General features: G+C 68.1%; 17 protein-coding genes. 11 read left to right on the top strand and 6 right to left on the bottom strand.

The window, feature by feature from the left end:
• Positions 1-81: 81 nt before the first annotated feature.
• Positions 82-1104 (bottom strand): TIGR00266 family protein, encoded by a 1023-nt coding sequence (locus ABE543_RS08535; protein ID WP_346475583.1) that lies wholly within the window; start codon positions 1102-1104, stop codon positions 82-84.
• A 160-nt stretch (positions 1105-1264) separates the two neighbouring features.
• Here ABE543_RS08535 and ABE543_RS08530 point away from each other — a divergent pair, with 160 nt between their 5' ends.
• Positions 1265-3532 (top strand): TonB-dependent receptor, encoded by a 2268-nt coding sequence (locus ABE543_RS08530; RefSeq protein ID WP_053516033.1) that lies wholly within the window; start codon positions 1265-1267, stop codon positions 3530-3532.
• 106 nt (positions 3533-3638) lie between these two features.
• On the opposite strand, the gene ABE543_RS08525 is transcribed toward ABE543_RS08530, so the two are convergent.
• Positions 3639-4478 (bottom strand): phosphatase PAP2 family protein, encoded by an 840-nt coding sequence (locus ABE543_RS08525; RefSeq protein ID WP_322523030.1) that lies wholly within the window; start codon positions 4476-4478, stop codon positions 3639-3641.
• Positions 4479-4737: 259 nt separating this feature from the next.
• On the opposite strand from ABE543_RS08525, the gene ABE543_RS08520 reads away from it, so the two are divergent.
• Both ABE543_RS08520 and ABE543_RS08515 read left to right on the top strand, forming a co-directional pair.
• A complete protein-coding gene (locus ABE543_RS08520) occupies positions 4738-5616 on the top strand; it encodes a hypothetical protein (protein ID WP_053516037.1) in 879 nt (292 codons plus the stop codon).
• A gap of 11 nt (positions 5617-5627) precedes the next feature.
• Positions 5628-6833 carry a DUF4785 domain-containing protein gene (locus ABE543_RS08515; RefSeq protein ID WP_346475582.1) on the top strand — a complete coding sequence of 402 codons (1206 nt, stop codon included), beginning with the start codon at positions 5628-5630 and terminating at the stop codon, positions 6831-6833.
• 88 nt (positions 6834-6921) lie between these two features.
• Here ABE543_RS08515 and ABE543_RS08510 read toward each other — a convergent pair whose 3' ends face one another.
• Positions 6922-7764 carry an ATP-binding cassette domain-containing protein gene (locus ABE543_RS08510; protein WP_315973559.1) on the bottom strand — a complete coding sequence of 281 codons (843 nt, stop codon included), beginning with the start codon at positions 7762-7764 and terminating at the stop codon, positions 6922-6924.
• A gap of 130 nt (positions 7765-7894) precedes the next feature.
• On the opposite strand from ABE543_RS08510, the gene ABE543_RS08505 reads away from it, so the two are divergent.
• From ABE543_RS08505 to ABE543_RS08490, 4 genes are all read left to right on the top strand, one after another.
• The gene (locus ABE543_RS08505) at positions 7895-9097 is read left to right on the top strand and encodes a fatty acid desaturase (RefSeq protein WP_053516042.1); all 1203 of its coding nucleotides are present in this window, start codon (positions 7895-7897) and stop codon (positions 9095-9097) included.
• A complete protein-coding gene (locus ABE543_RS08500) occupies positions 9094-9423 on the top strand; it encodes an EF-hand domain-containing protein (RefSeq protein ID WP_065182118.1) in 330 nt (109 codons plus the stop codon). The genes ABE543_RS08505 and ABE543_RS08500 overlap by 4 nt, the downstream gene beginning before the upstream one ends.
• Positions 9424-9442: 19 nt before the next feature.
• Positions 9443-10255 carry a bifunctional DNA-formamidopyrimidine glycosylase/DNA-(apurinic or apyrimidinic site) lyase gene (mutM, locus tag ABE543_RS08495; RefSeq protein ID WP_065174093.1) on the top strand — a complete coding sequence of 271 codons (813 nt, stop codon included), beginning with the start codon at positions 9443-9445 and terminating at the stop codon, positions 10253-10255.
• A 105-nt stretch (positions 10256-10360) separates the two neighbouring features.
• Positions 10361-11965: a glucan biosynthesis protein D gene (locus tag ABE543_RS08490; protein ID WP_346475581.1), complete on the top strand. Its 1605-nt coding sequence runs from the start codon at positions 10361-10363 to the stop codon at positions 11963-11965.
• A gap of 214 nt (positions 11966-12179) precedes the next feature.
• Here ABE543_RS08490 and ABE543_RS08485 read toward each other — a convergent pair whose 3' ends face one another.
• Together ABE543_RS08485 and ABE543_RS08480 are read right to left on the bottom strand one after the other, a co-directional pair.
• On the bottom strand, positions 12180-12800 hold the full coding sequence (locus ABE543_RS08485) for a thymidine kinase (protein ID WP_197600182.1): 621 nt from the start codon (positions 12798-12800) through the stop codon (positions 12180-12182).
• A gap of 39 nt (positions 12801-12839) precedes the next feature.
• Positions 12840-13598, bottom strand: a complete 759-nt coding sequence (locus tag ABE543_RS08480) for a sel1 repeat family protein (protein WP_053516053.1) — start codon at positions 13596-13598, stop codon at positions 12840-12842.
• 118 nt (positions 13599-13716) lie between these two features.
• Here ABE543_RS08480 and ABE543_RS08475 point away from each other — a divergent pair, with 118 nt between their 5' ends.
• Together ABE543_RS08475 and ABE543_RS08470 are read left to right on the top strand one after the other, a co-directional pair.
• Positions 13717-15693 (top strand): UvrD-helicase domain-containing protein, encoded by a 1977-nt coding sequence (locus ABE543_RS08475; RefSeq protein WP_053516100.1) that lies wholly within the window; start codon positions 13717-13719, stop codon positions 15691-15693.
• An 86-nt stretch (positions 15694-15779) separates the two neighbouring features.
• Positions 15780-16307: a GNAT family N-acetyltransferase gene (locus ABE543_RS08470; RefSeq protein WP_053516055.1), complete on the top strand. Its 528-nt coding sequence runs from the start codon at positions 15780-15782 to the stop codon at positions 16305-16307.
• A gap of 48 nt (positions 16308-16355) precedes the next feature.
• Here ABE543_RS08470 and ABE543_RS08465 read toward each other — a convergent pair whose 3' ends face one another.
• Positions 16356-17006 (bottom strand): DUF480 domain-containing protein, encoded by a 651-nt coding sequence (locus ABE543_RS08465; protein ID WP_346475580.1) that lies wholly within the window; start codon positions 17004-17006, stop codon positions 16356-16358.
• Between the two features lie 90 nt (positions 17007-17096).
• Between ABE543_RS08465 and ABE543_RS08460 the strand changes: the two genes are divergently transcribed.
• A complete protein-coding gene (locus tag ABE543_RS08460) occupies positions 17097-18023 on the top strand; it encodes a 5'-nucleotidase, lipoprotein e(P4) family (RefSeq protein WP_206733952.1) in 927 nt (308 codons plus the stop codon).
• The gene (gene pyrF / locus ABE543_RS08455) at positions 18020-18745 is read left to right on the top strand and encodes an orotidine-5'-phosphate decarboxylase (protein ID WP_180876196.1); all 726 of its coding nucleotides are present in this window, start codon (positions 18020-18022) and stop codon (positions 18743-18745) included. The genes ABE543_RS08460 and pyrF overlap by 4 nt, the downstream gene beginning before the upstream one ends.
• Positions 18746-18911: the final 166 nt, after the last annotated feature.

Below are 18911 nucleotides of genomic sequence, written 5' to 3'. Positions count from 1 at the left end.
TGGGTAGCGCCGGGCATGGCCTGGCGGGCAGTTCAGGGCCGCTGCGCTCGCCGGGCATGGCCCGGCGCTACGCGCGGGTGATCAGAACCGGTTGTCGCCGTCGAGGATGCGGCCGATGCCGCCCAGCACCGAGCCTTCGCCGCGGTTCTGCCCACCGCCCTGCGGCGCGGCCATCCACATCCGGCCGGCCAGGCGCGAGAACGGCAGCGATTGCAGCCAGACCTTGCCCGGTCCGGTCAGGGTTGCCAGGAACACACCCTCGCCACCAAACACCATGCTCTTGATGCCACTGACCCGGCGCACGTCCATGTCCACCGTCGGGTGGTAGGCGACCACGCAGCCGGTATCCACGTCCAGCCGCTCGCCGGCGGCCAGTTCGCGCTCGACCACACAGCCTCCGGCGTGGATGAACACCCAGCCATCGCCTTCCAGCTTCTGCATGATGAAGCCTTCGCCGCCGAACAGGCCGGTCATGATCTTGCGCTGGAACTGCACGCCGATCTGCACACCGCGCGCCCCGGCCAGGAAGCTGTCCTTCTGGCAGACCAGGCGGCCGCCGTGCTGGTCCAGCTTCATGGCCAGCACGGTGCCGGGGTAGGGCGCGGCGAAAGCGACCTTGGCCTTGCCCTGCCCGGTATGCGTATAGAGCGTGGCGAACAGGCTCTCGCCGGTCAGCACGCGTTTGCCGGCCGACATCAGCTTGTCCATGATGCCGCCGCCCTGGCCGCTGTGCGTGCCGTCGCCGAACACCGTATCCATCTGCACCGAGGCGTCCTTGAACATCAGCGCGCCGGCTTCGGCGATGGCGCTCTCGCCGGGATCCAGCTCGATCTCCACGAACTGCATCTCATGGCCGACGATGCGGAAGTCGATGTCGTCGGCCCGGCCCCGCGCAGGCCCGCCCGGCACGGGTGGCGGCGTGTTGGGCATGCCCGGGGCGGGCGCCTGCAGCTCGGGCACCTCGGCGATGGCGGTCCAGCCGCTCATGCCCTGGCACCAGGCCAGCGCGCGGGGGTTGGCCTGCGCGTAGCGGCGCGCGGCGTCGTCATCGAGCGGCCCGATGCGGTCGGCCTGGGCGGAGGAATGGAAGTACCACTGGGTCATGGCGGTGCGCCGGGTCGGGGTGGGAAAGCCCGAGTCTAGCGACCCTCCCCGGTGGCCCGCGACCGCGCCATGAACAGCGGCCATTTGCGACGCAGGTGCTGTATTGCAACAATTATCTGGTAGCGCCGTTTTACCACCCCTCCAAACACAGCCTACCGCCATGTCCCCGACCCGCACTTCCCGCGGCCGTATTCCGGTCGCGCGCCCCCTCGTTGCCGCTCTCTCCGCCCTGCTGCCGCTGGTTGCAGCCGCCCAGGAAACCCCCGCCGCCAAGGATCCGGTCGCGCTCGATACCCTGCAGGTGACGGCCCAGCGCCGCGTCGAGAATGCCAAGGACGTGCCGGTCGCGATCACCGCGATCCAGGGCGAGAAGCTTGATGTGCTCGGCTCGGCCGGCGACGACATCCGCTTCCTGGCCGCGCGCGTACCCAGCCTCAACATCGAATCGTCCTATGGCCGTGCCTTCCCGCGCTTCTACATGCGCGGCCTCGGCAACACCGACTTCGACCTCAATGCCTCGCAGCCGGTCTCGCTGGTGTACGACGACGTGGTGCAGGAAAGCCCGCTGCTGAAGGGCTTCCCGTTGTTCGACCTGGCCAACGTGGAAGTGCTGCGTGGGCCGCAGGGCACCCTGTTCGGCCGCAACACGCCGGCCGGCGTGGTCAAGTTCGATTCGGCGCGTCCGTCGCAGGATGCCGATGGCTACGTCCGCGTCGGCTACGGCAGCTACAACAGCTGGAACGTGCAGGGCGCCTACGGCGGCCCGCTGACCGACCGCTGGTCGGCACGCGTTTCGGCGATCTACCAGCGCCGCGACGACTGGGTCGACAACACCCGCGTCGGCGCGCCCAACAGTGGTTTTGAAGGCTATGACGAGGCCGCCGGCCGCGTGCAGTTCCTGTACGAGGGCGACGATTTCGAGGCCCTGTTCAACCTGCACAAGCGCAAGCTCAACGGCACCGCCCGCCTGTTCCGCGCCAACATCATCGAGAAGGGCAGCAACGCGCTGGTCGAGAACTTCGACCGCGACAAGGTGGCCAACGACGGCGTGAACTTCTCCGACCTGGAAACCTGGGGCGGCAGCGCGCGCCTGCAGTGGAACCTCGGCTCGGTGACCCTGCACTCCATCACCGGCTACGAGACTGCCGAATCGCTCAACCGCGGCGATATCGACGGTGGCTACGGTGCTTCATTCCTCGGCGCCGGCAATTATGGCCCGGGCTTCATTCCGTTCCCGTCCGAATCGGCCGATGGCCTGCCGCACCACCGCCAGTGGACCCAGGAATTCCGCGTGGAATCCAATGAGTGGGGCCGCTTCGACTGGCAGGCCGGTGTCTTCTACTTCGATGAAGACGTCACCATCGACAGCTTCAACTACGACTCGCTGACGCCGGGCAATCCGCAGACCGGCCATGCCGTGCAGAGCCAGCGCAACAAGGCGTGGGCGGTGTTCGCATCGGGCGACTTCGATGTCACCGACCGCTTCAAGCTGCGCGCCGGCGTGCGCTACACGCAGGACAAGAAGGACTTCACCGCGCGCGTGCTGCAGGCCGTGCAGGGTGGCACCCCGGTGAGCGGGCCGTACCTGGCCAACACCGACGTCGATGACGTCAGCTGGGATGTCAGCGGTGTGTACAAGCTGACCGACAACGTCAATGCGTATGCGCGCGTGGCCAAGGGCTTCCGCGCGCCGTCGATCCAGGGCCGTCTGGCCTTCGGTGGCGTGTCGCAGGCCGATTCCGAGAAGGTGATCTCGTACGAAGCCGGCATCAAGGCCGACCTGTTCGATCGCCGCGCCCGCCTGGGCTTCAGCGTGTTCCGCTACGACGTCGACGGCCAGCAGCTGATCGCGGTCGGCGGCAGCAACAATACCGCCACCCTGCTCAACGCCGACAAGACCATCGGCCAGGGTGTGGAGCTGGACCTGGAAGCCTACCTGGCCGACAACGTCCTGCTGACCCTGGGCAGCAGCTACAACGACACCGAGATCAAGGACGGAAACCTGGCCGTGGCGATCTGCGGCGGTGGCTGCACCATCACCGACCCGACCACGGTGATCAACGGCGGCACCTACGCCCTGGTCAACGGCAATCCGTTGCCGCAGGCGCCGAAGTGGATCCACAACATGACCCTGCGCGTGGGCTTCCCGCTCACCGATGGCAGCGAGCTGTACGCCTACACCGACTGGGCCTACCGCAGCCCGGTGAACTTCTTCATCTACGAGTCGCCGGAGTTCCGCAGCCGCAGTTCGCTGGAAGGCGGCCTGCGCCTGGGCTACAACTGGGAGTACGGCCAGTACGACGTGGCGGTGTTCGGCCGCAACCTCACCAACCAGACCCGCGTGGTCGGTGCGATCGACTTCAACAACCTGACCGGCTTCCTCAACGAGCCGCGGACCTGGGGCGTGGAGTTCACCGCGAAGTTCTGATGCGGTCGCTGTAGCGAGGCACTGCAGAAGGGCCGGCGCAATGCCGGCCCTTCTGCGTTCGGTGTCCGCCGGGCGTGGCCCGGTCCCACCTGTGCGCCGCGAGCGCTTACAGCGCGCTCTGCGGGCGTACCTTCAGCACTGCCTCTTCGGCGGTGCAGTTGCGGCTGGAGTGCAGGCCGGCCTTGCGCGCGGCGGCGATCTCGCTGCGTGCCGCCAGCAGGTCGCGCTGGAACGCGGCATTGTCATGCAGCCTGGCAACGGCGGCAGCCCCCATGAAACGGCCTTCGAGGATGTCGCTCTGCCAGTGCACGTTGCACACCAGGCGGCTCTCGCCATAGTTGCGGCCACGGGCCTGGATGGCATCGGCACGATCCGGCGCGATCTCCGACAGGATCAGGGCCCATGCCCAGCCGATCGAGGTGTGGCCGGACGGATAGGAACCGTTGCTGCGCAGCCCCGCTTCATCATCCGGCGTGCAGGTCGGCTCGCCATTGACCATGAACGGGCGCGGGCGCTGGTAGTGGTTCTTGGCGACCTTGGTGGCAGCACTGGCGTCGATCCGGCTGCGCTCCAGCAGGCGGTACAGCGCGGGCGTCTTCACCGCGTCCACATCGATGTCGACCGCGCAGGAGAACTGGTTGGCACCTTCCGGAAAGGCCAGTTCGGCATCCAGCGTGGCTTGGGCGAAGCGTGGGCTGCCGCGCAGTGCACGCGCTTCGCGGCTGACCTGTTCATCCAGGGCGAAGCCCGCCGAGCCCGCGGCGGGTGGCGCCGGAACCAAGGCCAGGCTGGCCGGTACGGCGCGCGCGTCCAGATAGCCCACGGCCTTGGTGGTGACGTTGGCTTCGACGGCGGTCGGCCGGGCAGCAGACGCGGCACAGCCGGCCAGCGCCAGCACGATGGCCAGGCCAAGCAGGGGACGGGCAGGGCGGAAGATCACAGACATGGTCAGGCTCAGCAGAGGAAACACCACGCCATGATCGCAGCCCGCAGCCGGCGTCGCAGTGGCCGTCGGTCATACGGCCAGACCCGGCATGGTCATCAAAACGGGGCAAAAGCGTCATCGCGCTCCGCCATTCTCCCGAATCCGGGCGCAGCGCACGGACTTTCACGCGCCGGGGCATCGAGCATCGGCGCAACGATGGCATGCGTGCCATTCCATTCCAGCCGGGTCGGGGGGATCCGCTGACAGAGGGAGAGAAGCGATGCGCAGCACCGCAACAGGAAGTACCGTCCTGGTCCTGCTCGCCACCATGGCCGTCACGCCGGCCACCGCCGCCGATGTGGTCGGCGTGGCCTTCGTGCACGGCACCGGCGCGCAGACCAACGCCACCCAGGACTACTGGCAACCGGCGATCATCGACACCGTCCGCCAGGGGCTGCCGAACAGCAGCAACTATGTGGTCATCAACTGCGATTTCACGCAGTACATGTGGAAGCCGGAAGCCGCCGGCTGCCTGGCCGACCAGCTCACCGGATTCATCAACAGCCGCGGCATCACCCAGCTGGTGGTCATCACCCATTCCAACGGCGGCAACGTGATGCGCTGGATCCTCTCCAACCCGACCTACGACAGCCGCTACCCGAACATCATCCGCACGGTGCGCAAGGTCAACGCGCTGGCACCCTCATCGGCGGGTACGCCGCTGGCCGATGCCGTGCTCAACGGCAACACCTTCGAAACCTCGCTGGGCTGGCTGCTCGGTTACAAGAACGATGCCGTGCGCCAGCAGCAGGTCGCCAGCATGGCCACTTACAACGCGCAGAACCTGTACGGGACGGCCGGTCGGCCGGCACTGCCCAAGCCGTTCCGCGCGGTGGTCGGCAGCGATGTCGAATCGGCCGTGTGGGACAGCAACAGCTACTGCGGCGGCTACGCGGCCAACGTCGGCCTGGAGTTCACCCAGAACTGGCTGTCCTCGTGCTCGGACGGTTTCCTGGAGTGCAGCAGCCAGAAGGCGGCGGGCAGTACCTGGTTCACCGACACCGCGCGCACGCAGGGCTCCGAGCCGTTGAGCCACAACCAGAGCCGCCGCGAGTGCTTCGGCCTGGGCGCCATCCTGCGCAACGACCTGGCCCAGTGAGGACGACGACGATGACGATGATTTCCCTTCCGCTGACCACCGCCGTGCTGGCAGCCCTGGCCACAGCCTCCGTCACGGTGCACGCTGCGCAGCCGCTGCGCGCCCTCCCCGGCGACCAGGTGGTAGCCGCGCTGGTGGCCGCACCGCTGCCGCCTGACGACAGCGAACACGCGCCCCTGGCGTTTGCCTGGGCACTGGACCCGGCGCAGACCCTGCAGGCCTCCACGCCCTACGCCTCGGTCAGCCGCAGCTACTGGCAGCAGGTCGATGGCGCGCAGCTGCAACGTGGCCTGGAGCTGCCGCTGACCGCCCCCGATGCGGTGATCCAGCTGAGCCCGGCAGCCGGTGCGCGCGCGGTTCCGGCGCAGTCACTGCAGGTCCGGGATCCGGCCGGCCGCAGCAGCGTCGCCCGCGCCGTCGACGCGCGGCAGCTGCAGGACGCCGGCATGCCCGTGGGCGAAGGCAGCAGCATGCTGCGCACCGGCACGGGCAGTGCTGCGGGAAATTACCGCCTGCAGAGCGCGCAGGCGCAGGGCCGCTACGTCGTACAGGTGCTTGAACCCAACAGCCCGTTGCGGCTGGAGGTGCAGGCCAGCCAGGCGCAGGTTCTGGCCGGCGGCAGCATACAGCTGCGGGCACGCCTGCTTGAAGACGGAGCCAGTCCCGCCCAGCTGCAGGCGCGTCGCGGGGGACTGGGCGGCGAAGCCTTGCTGGTCGCACCCGATGGCCGCAGCTGGCCGCAGCGGTTGCTGCGTACGACTGACGGCAGCCTGCACGCGCAGGTACGGATTCCCGCCGAGGCCAGCAACACGCAGGGCCTGTGGGAACTGCAGGTGTTCGCCCAGGCCGATGGCGTACTGCGCGACGGCAAGGTCGCCTTCGCCGTAGCCCGGCCGACCGCCCGCTTCGTCGGGCGGGCCACACCGGACCAGGCCAGCCGGCGCGTGGCGCTGCCGTTGCAGGTCGCCGCCGCCGGGCGCTACGAAGCGCGCGGCACCCTGCACGCCACGGGCCCGGATGGCCAACTGCGTCCGGTCGCGCAGGCGCACGCCGCCGCATGGTTCGACGGTCCCGGTCGCGGCCAGCTGGTGCTGCCGTTCGACCAGGCAGCGCTGCCGGCCGGCTTCGGTGCCCCCTTCGAACTGCGCGAGCTGCAGTTGCATGACCAGAGCCGGATGGCACCGATCGAGTCACGCGCAGTCGCGTTGCGGTTCTGAGGCATGACGTGGCGGGCCGGAATGCCGGCCCGTCACCCTGCGCCGCCTGCAGCGCCAAGCCCACGCCGGCACTGCGCAGGCGTACTGCTCACCCCGCGTACGCCGTCAGCCGGCCGTCCTGTTCGACCACCCGGATCGGCCCGCCGAACACCGCCGACAGAGGCTCGTCACACAGCAGCGTGGCCCGACTGCCGTCAGCCAGCACGCGGCCGTCGCGCAGCAGCACCACCCGCTCGATCTCGGGAATGACCTCTTCGATGTGATGGGTCACCAGCACCAGGGTGATGCCCTGCTGCGCCAGTGCCCGCATGGTCGCGATCAGCTGCTGGCGGGCGACCAGATCCAGGCCGGTGGAGGGTTCGTCCAGCAGCAGCGCCTGCGGCCGGTTCACCAGCGCGCGCGCGATCAGCACCCGGCGCGTCTCGCCGGCAGAGAGCTCTGCATAGGCGCGCTCGCGCAGGGCCAGCGCACCGGTCATCGCCAGTGTCTCGCCGGCGCGGGCACGCATCTCGGCGGTCACCTCACGGAAAGCCGGCACCACGCAGCTGGCGAAGAAACCGGACAGCACGGCCTGCTCGACGGTGAGCCCCGGCATCTCGGACAGCGTGCTGCTGAGGTCACCGGTGACGATGCCCAGCTGCGAGCGCAGCCGGTCCACCTGCCAGCGGTTCTGGCCCAGCACCTTCACCGCGACCGCGCCGTCGCCCTGCGCCAGCGGGTAGAGCTCGCGGGTGATCAGCTTGATGAAGGTCGATTTGCCGCAGCCATTCGGGCCGAGCAGGGCGGTGTGCTGGCCCTGCGCGATGCGCAGGCTCAGCCCATGCAGGACCTTCACCTGGCCGCGCATCACGCTGGCGCGGTCCAGTTCGATCAACGGCGGCCGCTCCCCGGCGGACGGGACGGCGACAACGGCGCGGGCGCGCGGATCCAGGCTCGACAACTCAGGTCCCCAACTGTGAACGGTGCCACGGAAGCGGTGCTGGCGCACCGCGGTCAGAGGTGCAGTTTGCAACGCAAGCGGCCATGATGTCTGCCATCCCCGTGCGATCCGGAGAGCCTCCATGTCCGATGCCCTGATATCCCTGTTGACCGGTGGCGTGCTCGGCCTGGGAGGGTGGGCCATGCTGGCGGTGCTGCTGGTCTTCACCCAGATCACCATCTTCTCGGTGACGCTCTACCTGCATCGCAGCCAGGCCCATCGCGGCGTCGATTTCCATCCGGCACTGGCCCACGTGTTCCGCTTCTGGCTGTGGCTGACCACCTCGATGATCACCCGCGAGTGGGTGGCCATCCATCGCAAGCACCACGCCAAGGTGGAGACCGAGGACGACCCGCACAGCCCGGTCACGCGCGGCATCGGCACGGTGTTCTGGCGGGGAGTGGAGCTGTATCGGGAAGCACGCGGCATGCGCGCGGATATCGAGCAGTACGGACGCGGCACGCCCGACGATGCCATCGAGCGCCACCTGTATACCCCGCATGCGACCCTCGGCCCGGTGCTGCTGCTGGCCATCAACAGCGTACTGTTCGGCCTGCCGGGCGTAGCACTGTGGGCGATCCAGATGGCGTGGATTCCGTTCTGGGCGGCCGGCGTGGTCAATGGCCTGGGGCACTGGTGGGGTTACCGCAACTACGAATCGGCCGACACCTCCACCAACCTGACACCGTGGGGCGTCTGGATCGGTGGCGAGGAACTGCACAACAACCACCATGCCTTCCCCAGTTCGGCACGCTTTGCCATGCGGCGCTGGGAAGTCGACATCGGCTGGTGCGCGATCCGCCTGCTGCAGGCCCTGCGCCTGGCCAGGGTGCTGCGCGTCGCACCGGCGATGGATGTGCGCCCGAACATCGCCGTGCCCGACGCCGAGACCCTGAAGGCACTGCTGTCGCATCGCTTCCAGGCGATGACCGATTACCAGCGCAACGTCTTCATGCCGGCCTTGCGCGAGGAAGCCGCCCAGGCGGGCGCCAAGCTGCGCCGGCTGCTGCCGCGGCGGCTGCGCCGCGGCCTGGTCAACGATGGGCGCTGGCTGAAGCCGGACAACCGTGCCCAGCTCAGCGAATGGGTGGCGCAACGCCCGCGCATCCGTGTGCTGGTCGAATACCGCGCGCGGCTGGCTGCGCTGCTGGAGGCGCGGGGGCACGATGCCGCCGAGCGCCTGCGACACCTGCAGGCGTGGTGCCGCGAGGCCGAGGGGAGCGGAATCGCCGCGCTGCAGGCCTATGCCGAACGGCTGAAGGGCTACACGCTGGTGGGCGCATGAGGGCAGGGGCGCTGCTGCTGGCCGCGCTGCTGCCGGCCGCCGCCCCGGCCCAGGTCAGTGACACCCGCAGCTACCTGCAGAAGATGGACAGCGACGGCGACGGCCGGGTCAGCGAGACCGAGTACGTGCAGTGGATGCTGTATGCCTTCGACCGCATGGACCGCAATGGCGATGGCGTGCTGACTGCCGATGAACTGCCCGGTGGCAAGGGCAGGGCGATCACCCGCGAGCAGCAGCGGCAGGTCATCGTGCAGCGCTTCCACAAGCAGGATGCCAACGGTGACGGGTTTCTCGACGCCCGTGAGCTGTCCGCGCCCCCGCGTTGAGCGGGCGTAGAATCGGGGCATGCCTGAACTGCCCGAAGTCGAAACCACCCGCCGCGGCCTGGCCCCGCATCTGCAGGACCGCCGCGTCCACGGCGTGATCCTGCGCCGCGCCGACCTGCGCTGGCCGATTCCGCCGGAGATTGCGCAGCTGCTGCCGGGACAGCGCATCGAAGGCATCCGCCGGCGCGCGAAGTACCTGCTGCTGGACACGGCCATCGGCAGCGCCGTACTGCATCTGGGCATGTCCGGCAGCCTGCGTGTACTGCCCGGAGATACCCCACTGCGGCCACATGACCACGTGGATATCAGCCTGGACAACGGGCGCCTGCTGCGCTTCAACGATCCGCGCCGCTTCGGCAGCCTGCTCTGGCAACCGGCCGGGCAGGTCCATCCGCTGCTGCAGGGGCTGGGGCCTGAACCGCTGGACGAGGCCTTCCATGGCGATTACCTGTTCGCCCGCAGCCGCGGCCGCAGCGCCCCGGTCAAGACCTTCCTCATGGACCAGGCGGTGGTCGTGGGCGTCGGTAACATCTATGCCGCCGAGAGCCTGTTCAAGGCCGGCATCAGCCCGCTGCGCGAGGCCGGCAAGGTCTCACGCGAGCGCTACCAGCGGCTGGCCACCGCGGTGAAGGAAACGCTGGGCTACGCGATCACCCGCGGTGGCACCACACTGCGTGATTTCATCAGCCCCGATGGCGCACCGGGCTACTTTGAGCAGGAACTGCTGGTCTATGGCCGCGACGGGCTGCCCTGTCCGACCTGCGGACGCCTGCTCAAGCACGCCATGATCGGCCAGCGTGCCAGCGTGTGGTGCAGCCACTGCCAGCGCTGAGGCGGTCCAGCCAGCGGCAGCTGAATGGGAGGTTGCGCTCTCCGCTGCCCGTTAACGTTTGTCTGCCTATGATGGCCGACCCTTCCCTGTGCCTGACGCGCCTGCATGCAACGACGCGACTTCATCCGCAACGCCTCCCTGGCCTTGGCAGCCTTCGGCCTGCCGTCCCTGCCCGCCTGCGCCGCCAGCAGGAACGGCCAGGTCGGCCTGCGCCGCCTCGGCCAGCCGCAGCCGTTCAGCTTCGCCACCCTGAAGGGGCAGGCACGCGCACTGGCACAGGCCCCCTACCAGAGCCACAAGCGGGTGCTGCCGGGCCGGCTTGAAGCGCTGGACTGGGACCAGTACCAGTCCATCAGCTATCGCCAGGACCACGCGCTGTGGGCCGATCAGCCGGGCAAGTTCCAGGCCAAGTTCTTCCACCTGGGCCTGTACTTCCATTCGCCGGTGCGCATGTTCGACGTGGTCGACGGCCAGGCGCAGGAACTGGCGTATGACGGTGCAGCGTTCAACTACGGCAAGAGCGGGATCCGCAACGGCGAACTGCCGGCGGACCTGGGCTTCGCCGGCTTCCGCCTGAACACCCGCAAGGATACCGACCGCGATTTCGCCGCGTTCCTTGGCGCCAGCTACTTCCGCGCGGTCGGCAAGGAAGGCCAGTACGGGCAGTCCGCACGCGGCCTGGCGATCGATACCGGCATGGGCAGGCCGGAGGAGTTTCCCGACTTCATCGCCTATTACCTCGAGCAGCCTGCCGCCGATTCGGACACCATCATCGTCTATGCGTTGCTGGACTCGCCCAGCGTAGCCGGCGCCTACCGCTTCGCCATCACCAACGGCGATGTGCTGCTGATGGACATCGACAGTGCGCTCTATCCGCGCAAGGCGATCGAGCGCCTGGGCATCGCGCCGTGCACCAGCATGTACCAGGTGGGTGAGAACGACCGCCGCATGGACTGGGACTGGCGCCCGGAGATCCACGATACCGATGGCCTGTCGATGTGGACCGGGGCCGGTGAGTGGATCTGGCGGCCGCTGTGCAACCCGCGCAACCTGCGCTTCAACATGTTCGTCGACCGCAATCCGCGTGGCTTCGGCCTTCTGCAGCGCGACCGCAACTTCGATCACTACCAGGACGACGGCGTCTTCTATGAGAAGCGCCCCTGCCTGTGGATCGAGCCGAAGGGCGAATGGGGCGAGGGCTCGGTGCAGCTGGTGGAGATCCCCACGGTCGATGAGACCTTCGACAACATCGTCGCCTTCTGGAATCCGAAGGAGAAGCCGCAGCCGGGACAGGAGCTGCTGGTCGGCTACCGCCTGTACTGGGGCGCCGAGCCGCCGGCACGACCACCGCTGGCGCATTGCGTGGCCAGCCGCACGGGGCTGGGCGGTGTGGTCGGCAAGAAGCGCGAGTACTTCTCGTGGCGCTTCGCCGTGGACTTCGAAGGCGGCGAACTGGCAAAGCTGATCGACAAGGCCGAGGTCGAGGCAGTGGTGGAAACCAGCCGGGGCCGTGTCGAGATCGTATCGGCGCGTCCGCTGCGCGAGATCGGCGGTTACCGCGCGATGTTCGACCTGGTGCCGCCGGAGGGCAGCACCGAACAGATCGACATCCGCCTGTACCTGCGCAGCGGTGGCAAGCCGCTGACCGAAACCTGGCTGTACCAGTACACGCCGCCGCCGGCCGGTGCACCGGAGCGGACGCTGTACTGAGTGGGTGTCGGTTTGCAGGGCTTGCAGCCCCCCATCCGCAGACACTGGAGCAACGTCAGAAGCTGGCTTCCTGTGGATGGGCAGTTTCCCGGGGTGAGTTGGATACGTCGATGGGGTCAGATCCCTTTTCCCGAAGGGAAACGGATCTGACCCCACAGTTTCATTCGACGTTGACGTTGCTTCTGCAGGTGAGCGCAGCCCTGCCAAACACCGCCTACAGCGGCAAGGGTGCCTGCATCGGCTCGATGCGGCCTTCACCGCGGGTGATCTTCTTGAACTCGGCCCGGCTCACCGACACATAGCGGTCGTTGCCGCCGATCTCCACCTGCGGGCCGTCCTGCACGGCATGCCCATGCTCATCCACACGGACGGTCATGATCGCCTTCTTGCCGCTGTGGCAGATGGTCTTGATCTCCTGCATCTCGTCGGCCCATGCCAGCAGGTACTGGCTGCCTTCGAACAGTTCACCGCGGAAATCGGTGCGCAACCCGTAGCACAGCACCGGGATGCGCAGCTGGTCGACCACTTCGCTGAGCTGCCAGACCTGCGCGCGAGTCAGGAACTGTGCTTCGTCCACCAGCAGGCAGCCCATCGGCCCGTTCGATGCCAGGTCCTGTTCGGCCCAGCGCTGCAGGTCGGTGTCGCGGTCGAACGCCATGCCTTTGGCGCGCAGCCCGATGCGCGAGGCCACCACGCCTGCGCCCGCGCGATCATCCAGGCGCGGGGTCAGGATCGCCACCCGCATGCCGCGCTCGCGGTAATTGTGCGCGCTCTGCAGCAGGGTGGTGGTCTTGCCGGCGTTCATCGCCGAGTAGTAGAAGTAGAGCTTGGCCATCGGCCAATTGTACGCATCCGCTGCGCAGCCGGCCGCAGGCTACTTCGCTGCCGGTGGCACGTTCGGCAGCTGCTCCAGTTCGCCCACTTCGACGGAGGCATCCAGTGGGCGGGCCCAGAACGCATCCTGGTTGCACCAGTACCGCTGGGGATCCCACCAGGCCTTGTCGTAGACCAGCTGCGCCGGCACCTGAGGGGTAACCAGGCCGGGCATAGCGTCGGGCCCCGAACGCGACGCCACCATCAGCCCGGGCGAGATATGGCCCGTACGCGAGCCGGTGATCTGGCCAAGGCCCTGGCGCAGCTTCCTCTCCATGCGCGGCTTGGCCTGGGCATCGCCGAAGCGTGCATACACGGCCTGGCCCCGGTGCACGGCCTGTGCGCGTTCGGTCTCGTCCAGCTGCTCCCAGTAGAGTTCGCGCTGGCGCAGGAAATCGTGGTACATCCGCTCGGCGGCCAGATCCATCCAGGCATAGGCCAACGGCCGGTCGACGGCGGTCCCGACGCCCTGCCAGTACATCCGTGCCACCATCGACTGCGAGAACTTGTCGGCATACAGCGCGGCAGTGCGGAAGCTGCGCAGCGCCTGCGCGTACTTGCCCTCGCGATACAGCCCCAGGGCATGACCCCGCCATCGCAGGTCAGGATGGGCCTCAAAGAAGCCGTTGGTGAGTACATCGCGGGGAATGGGCTTGGCCGGTTGCAACCTGCACTCCAGCGCCGGCGCGGCGGCCACCGCCAAGCCTGGCGCAGCCATCGCGAGTATGACCAGGCAGAACAAGCGCGTGTGCGTGTTCATGACATCACTCCATTGATGCGTCTGCCCACTGATAGCACCGGACGGCGCCCATCGCAAGCCGGGCCGGGCGATGGCGACTCTGTGGTGGTGCCCGGCCGCCCGGTACAATCCGCCCATCATGCACGGTCTCAATCCTCCCCAAGCCGCCGCCGTCCTGCACATCGAAGGCCCGTTGCTGGTGCTGGCCGGTGCCGGCAGCGGCAAGACGCGCGTGATCGTGGAGAAGATCGCCCACCTAATCGGCTGCGGCCGCTACCCGGCCCGCCGCATCGCCGCGATCACCTTCACCAACAAGTCGGCCAAGGAGATGCGCGAACGTGTGGCCAAGCGTCTGCGCGAGCAGGACGCCGACGAGGTGACCATCTGCACCTTCCACGCCCTGGGCCTGAAGTTCCTGCAGATCGAGCATGCGGCGGTGGGCCTGAAGCGCGGCTTCTCGATCTTCGATGCCGACGACGCCGCCGCGCAGATCAAGGACCTGATGCATGGCGCCAAGCCCGACGATATCGAGGACATGAAGAACCTTGTGTCGCGGGCGAAGAATGCCGGTCTCTCGCCCGAGCAGGCGATGGCTGCCGCGCGCAGCAACCGCGAGAAGGAAGCAGCCAGCGTCTACGAGCGCTACCAGCTGCGCCTGACCGCGTTCAACGCGGTCGACTTCGACGACCTGATCCGCCTGCCGGTGCAGATCCTGGAGGAGAACCCGGAGATCGCCCTGGCCTGGCGCGAACGCATCGGCTACCTGCTGGTGGACGAATGCCAGGACACCAACGACGCGCAGTACCGCCTGCTCAAGCAGCTGGCCGGGGACAAGGGCAACTTCACCTGCGTAGGTGACGATGACCAGTCCATCTACGCCTGGCGTGGCGCCAACCCCGAGAACCTGCAGCAGATGGGGCGCGACTACCCCACGCTGGAGATCATCAAGCTGGAGCAGAACTACCGCTGCTCCAACCGCGTGCTGCGCGCGGCCAATGCGTTGATCGCCAACAACCCGCACGAGCACCTGAAGAAACTGTGGAGCGATCAGGCCGACGGTGAGCGCATCCGCGTATGGGAATGCCGCAACAGCGAGCACGAGGCAGAGAAGGTGGCCGCCGAGATCGCCTTCGTGGCGCAGTCGCGCAACGTGCCGTGGAGTGACTTCTGCATCCTGTTCCGCGGCAACTTCCAGTCGCGGCCGCTGGAGAAGGCGATGCAGCTGCTGCGTATTCCCTATCACCTGACCGGCGGCACCATGTTCCTGGAGCGCCAGGAAGTGAAGGACACGCTGGCCTGGCTGCGGCTGCTGGTGAACCCGGACGACGACACCGCATTCATGCGTGCCGTGCAGGCGCCCAAGCGCGACGTGGGTGCCGGAACGCTGGCCAGGCTGGCCGAACTGGCATCGGAAAAAGACATGCCGATGGCCCAGGCGGCCGAGGCGATCGGCGCGCTGTCGCAGCTGCCGCCGCGCGCTGCCAACAGCCTGGCGCGTTTCACCGACATCCTGCGCGACCTGCGCGCACAGATGCGGCAGGTCAGCTCCGGTGACATGATCCGCAAGGTCGCCAAGGAATCGGGCCTGCTCAGCGAGCTGCGCCAGCAGGCCAAGGAAGAGGCCAGCTACCAGCGCCGCGCCAACAACATCGAGGAACTTGCGCAGTGGTTTGAAGGCGGTCCGCGCGGTGCCACCGCCGCCGATCTGGCCGGCCAGCTGGCACTGTTGTCGCGCAGCGACAAGGATGAGGGCGGCAACCAGGTGCGGATGATGACCCTGCATGCCTCCAAGGGCCTGGAGTTCCCGTATGTCTTCATCGTCGGCTGCGAGGACGGCGTGCTGCCGCACCAGGTCAGCCTCGACGAAGGCAACCTGCAGGAGGAGCGGCGGCTGCTGTACGTGGGTATCACCCGCGCCAAGATCCAGCTGTGGATGAGCTACAGCAAGCTCACCCGCAAGTTCGGCGAGCATGTGCGGCTCAAGCCCAGCCGCTTCTTCGACGAGATCCCGGCCGAGGAGATCCAGCGCGACGGCGCCGACCCGGTGGCCGATGCCGCGCGCAAGAAGGAGCGGGCAACGGCGGGACTGGCGGCGATCGAGGCCCTGTTCGACTGACCGGGGTCGGATCCCTTCCCGCAGGGAAGGGCTCTGACCCCAGCACATCGCCCTACAATCGGGCCTCTCCACCCACAGGTCTGCGCATGCATCCCATCGAAAGCGAACGCCTGCGGCTCCGCCGCATCGAGCCTGATCGTGATGCGGCGCCGATGCTGGCGCTGCTCAACGATCCTGGTTTCGTGCGCTTCATTGGTGACCGCAACGTTCACAGCGAAGCGCAGGCCCGCGAGTACATCGCCCTGCGCGTGCTGCACAGCTATGCGTTGAACGGGTTCGGCATGTATGCCATCGAGCGTCTGTCCGATGGCGCCTGGCTGGGCAATGCCGGGCTGGTCCGGCGCGACGGCCTGCCGGGACCGGACATCGGCTATGCACTGTTGTCGGAGTACACGGGGCACGGCTACGCGGGGGAAGCAGCGCGGGCGGTCTTCACCCACGCGCGCGGCGCCCTTGGCCTGCAGGACCTCTATGGCATCACCGACCTGGACAACGTCGTGTCCGGGAAAATCCTGCTGGGCCTGGGCATGTGCGAACAGGGGGTCATCCAGTTGCCGGGCATCGCCACGCCCAGCCGTCTGTATGCCACGCCGGGAGCGGCGCCGGTCGGCTAGTCCGCCTGTACCGCATCGACAGCGTTGGGCCAGGCCCGGCGGGCCGCCTCAGCCGCGCAGGTCCGCCAGCTGCGCCTGCAGTTCGGCCACTGCCGCCTCCAGCTGGGCCACCCGTTCGGCCAGGCCCGGGTCGGCCGGCTCGCTGCCACCGGCACCGCCTGCGTACCGTGCCGCCAGTGCCGCCGCGTCCACCTCGCCGCACAGCAGGTGCATATAGCGGTCCTCGCGCTGGCCGCTGGCGCGCGGCAGCACGATGAGCAGCGCGCGCTGCTGCAGGCGCTCGATGGCGTGGCGGGCTTCGTCCACATCGGCGAAGCGGTACAGGCGTTCGCTGCGCGTGATCAGTTCACCCAGCGTCTGCGGCCCACGCAGCAGCAGCATTGCCAGCAGCACGGTCTGCTGCCGGGTCAGATCCAGCGCGGCCTGCAGGCGATGCTCGTAGCGGTCTGCACGCGAGGAGAAGTGCTGGCGCGCCAGGCCCATCGACTCCAGCTGGCGCAGCGCGTGCTGGACACTGCCGGCGTCGATGTTCATCACCGGCTCGCGCGCGGTCTTCTGGTTGGCGGCCGACTGGGCGGCGTTGACCGTCAGCGGGTAGGTGTCCGGCGTGGTCGCCTCCTTCTCCACCAGGCAGCCCAGCAGGCGGGCCTGCACGGGGTCGAGCAGGGGACGGTCGGGGGTCTGGATGGCATCGGTCATGGCGGCCTCCGGGAAGGCATCGGGTCAACCGCCAAGCATAGCCGTCCCGATGGCGCCTTTGCCGGTAAAATGAGCCAATATCTGTTGCCGGTGAATGCCATGCGTCGTCCTGTTTCCCTGTCCCTCACCCTGCTCGCCACGGCGCTGCTGGGTCTGTCCGCCTGCAAGCGCGTCGAGACCCCGGCCACCGACGCGGCCGCTCCGGTGGCCCCGGCTGCCAAGACCGGGGCGGCCGGCGAAGCGACCGCCAACGACAACCTCAACGCGGTGCTGTGGATGCAGCGCGCGCAGGAGTACCGCGCGATCACCGAGCAGACCTACCGTGCCGCCGCCGACCGCCTGGACGGCGCGCTGAAGGAAGCCCACTGGGACGCGCTGGTGCCGGAAGAGCGCGGCAACGAGGCCAAGGGCCTGAAGCCCGCGGTGGTGCTGGACGTGGACGAAACCGTGCTGGACAACTCGCCCTACCAGGCGCGCCTGGTTCGCGATGGCAAGGAATACGACGAGCTGAGCTGGGACCAGTGGGTCGCGGAGAAGAAGGCCAAGGCGATTCCCGGCGTAGTCGATTTCGCCAAGGCGGCCAATGCCCGCGGCGTGACCCTTCTGTACATCTCCAACCGCGCCGTGCACCTGAAGGAAGCGACCCTGGCCAACCTGCGCGAGCAGGGCCTGCCGGTCGCCGATGACAGCGTGTTCCTGGGCCTGGGCACCGTGGTCGAAGGCTGCGAGCAGGCCGGCAGCGAGAAGAACTGCCGCCGGCGCCTGGCCGGGCAGAAGTACCGCGTGCTGATGCAGTTCGGCGACCAGCTGGGCGACTTCGTGGAAGTGACCGCCAACACCAATGAAGGCCGTGACGCACTGCTGCAGCAGTACCACGACTGGTTCGGCGAGCGCTGGTGGATGCTGCCGAACCCGACCTACGGCGGCTTCGAGCCGGCGCAGTTCAACAATGACTACAGCCAGTCGCGCCAGGCACGCCATGAGGCCAAGCGCGCTGCCCTGGACTACGCGCCGTGAGCCGCGCACCGCTGCCGCTGCGCGACGATGAGCGCCTGATCTTCGCGCTGGATGTCCCTGACCGCGTACAGGCACTGGAGTGGGTCGACCGCCTCGGCGAGAGCGTGGCCTTCTACAAGATCGGCATGGAACTGCTGGCGTCCGGTGACTACTTCCAGGTGCTGGATGAGCTGGCGCGCCGCGACAAGCGCGTGTTCGTCGATCTGAAGTTCTTCGACATCCCCGCTACCGCGGCGGCGGTGATCCGGCGGCTGTCGCAGTGGCCGGTCAGTTACGCCACCATCCACGGCTGGCATCCGGCAATGATGGAAGCCTGCGCCGCGGCCAGCACCGGCGACATGCGCCTGCTGGCGGTCACCGTGCTGACCTCGATGGGGCGTCCGGACCTGGCGCAGATGGGGATCGACCGCGAGCCGGTGGACGTGGTGGTCGAGCGCGCGCTGGCCGCGCAGGCCGCCGGTATCGACGGAGTGATCGCATCAGGCCAGGAAGCCGCGCCGATCCGTGCCGCGAGCGGTGCCGGCTTCTCGATCGTCTGCCCGGGCATCCGCCCCGGGGGTCCGGTCGGCGACGACCAGAAGCGTACCGTCGGCGTCGCCCAGGCGTTTGCCGATGGCGCCGACGCCATCGTGGTCGGTCGACCGATCCGCCTGGCGGCCGATCCGCAGGCAGCGGCGCGGTCGATCCAGCAGGAAATCGCGTCGGCTTTGGCTGCACGCTGAGTCCCGCACCAACAGCGATCACGGTGACATCATGAACGCCATCGCGCTGCATGCGGGATGGCGTTCGCAATTGTGGCTCCCGTAATGACGCGACCGTCCCCACACCGATGAACTGTGAGCCCGCTCGCAGTGCGCGGGGGTGGTCGCCCTTCCAATCGATGCACCG

The sequence above is a fragment of the Stenotrophomonas sp. TWI169 genome, assembly GCF_039674705.1.
Classification (GTDB): Bacteria; Pseudomonadota; Gammaproteobacteria; order Xanthomonadales; family Xanthomonadaceae; genus Stenotrophomonas; species Stenotrophomonas maltophilia_P.
This window is presented reverse-complemented; position numbering and strand designations above follow the sequence as displayed.

What these genes read in the sequence shown, in the direction of transcription:
- ABE543_RS08530 (WP_053516033.1), top strand. Translation starts at nt 1,265, where the DNA reads ATGTCCCCGACCCGCACTTCCCGCGGCCGTATTCCGGTCGCGCGCCCC.
- ABE543_RS08515 (WP_346475582.1), top strand. Translation starts at nt 5,628, where the DNA reads ATGACGATGATTTCCCTTCCGCTGACCACCGCCGTGCTGGCAGCCCTG.
- ABE543_RS08490 (WP_346475581.1), top strand. Translation starts at nt 10,361, where the DNA reads ATGCAACGACGCGACTTCATCCGCAACGCCTCCCTGGCCTTGGCAGCC.
- ABE543_RS08475 (WP_053516100.1), top strand. Translation starts at nt 13,717, where the DNA reads ATGCACGGTCTCAATCCTCCCCAAGCCGCCGCCGTCCTGCACATCGAA.
- ABE543_RS08505 (WP_053516042.1), top strand. Translation starts at nt 7,895, where the DNA reads ATGTCCGATGCCCTGATATCCCTGTTGACCGGTGGCGTGCTCGGCCTG.
- ABE543_RS08500 (WP_065182118.1), top strand. Translation starts at nt 9,094, where the DNA reads ATGAGGGCAGGGGCGCTGCTGCTGGCCGCGCTGCTGCCGGCCGCCGCC.
- ABE543_RS08470 (WP_053516055.1), top strand. Translation starts at nt 15,780, where the DNA reads ATGCATCCCATCGAAAGCGAACGCCTGCGGCTCCGCCGCATCGAGCCT.
- ABE543_RS08465 (WP_346475580.1), bottom strand. Translation starts at nt 17,006, where the DNA reads ATGACCGATGCCATCCAGACCCCCGACCGTCCCCTGCTCGACCCCGTG.
- ABE543_RS08485 (WP_197600182.1), bottom strand. Translation starts at nt 12,800, where the DNA reads ATGGCCAAGCTCTACTTCTACTACTCGGCGATGAACGCCGGCAAGACC.
- ABE543_RS08520 (WP_053516037.1), top strand. Translation starts at nt 4,738, where the DNA reads ATGCGCAGCACCGCAACAGGAAGTACCGTCCTGGTCCTGCTCGCCACC.
- mutM (WP_065174093.1), top strand. Translation starts at nt 9,443, where the DNA reads ATGCCTGAACTGCCCGAAGTCGAAACCACCCGCCGCGGCCTGGCCCCG.
- ABE543_RS08535 (WP_346475583.1), bottom strand. Translation starts at nt 1,104, where the DNA reads ATGACCCAGTGGTACTTCCATTCCTCCGCCCAGGCCGACCGCATCGGG.
- ABE543_RS08480 (WP_053516053.1), bottom strand. Translation starts at nt 13,598, where the DNA reads ATGAACACGCACACGCGCTTGTTCTGCCTGGTCATACTCGCGATGGCT.
- ABE543_RS08525 (WP_322523030.1), bottom strand. Translation starts at nt 4,478, where the DNA reads ATGTCTGTGATCTTCCGCCCTGCCCGTCCCCTGCTTGGCCTGGCCATC.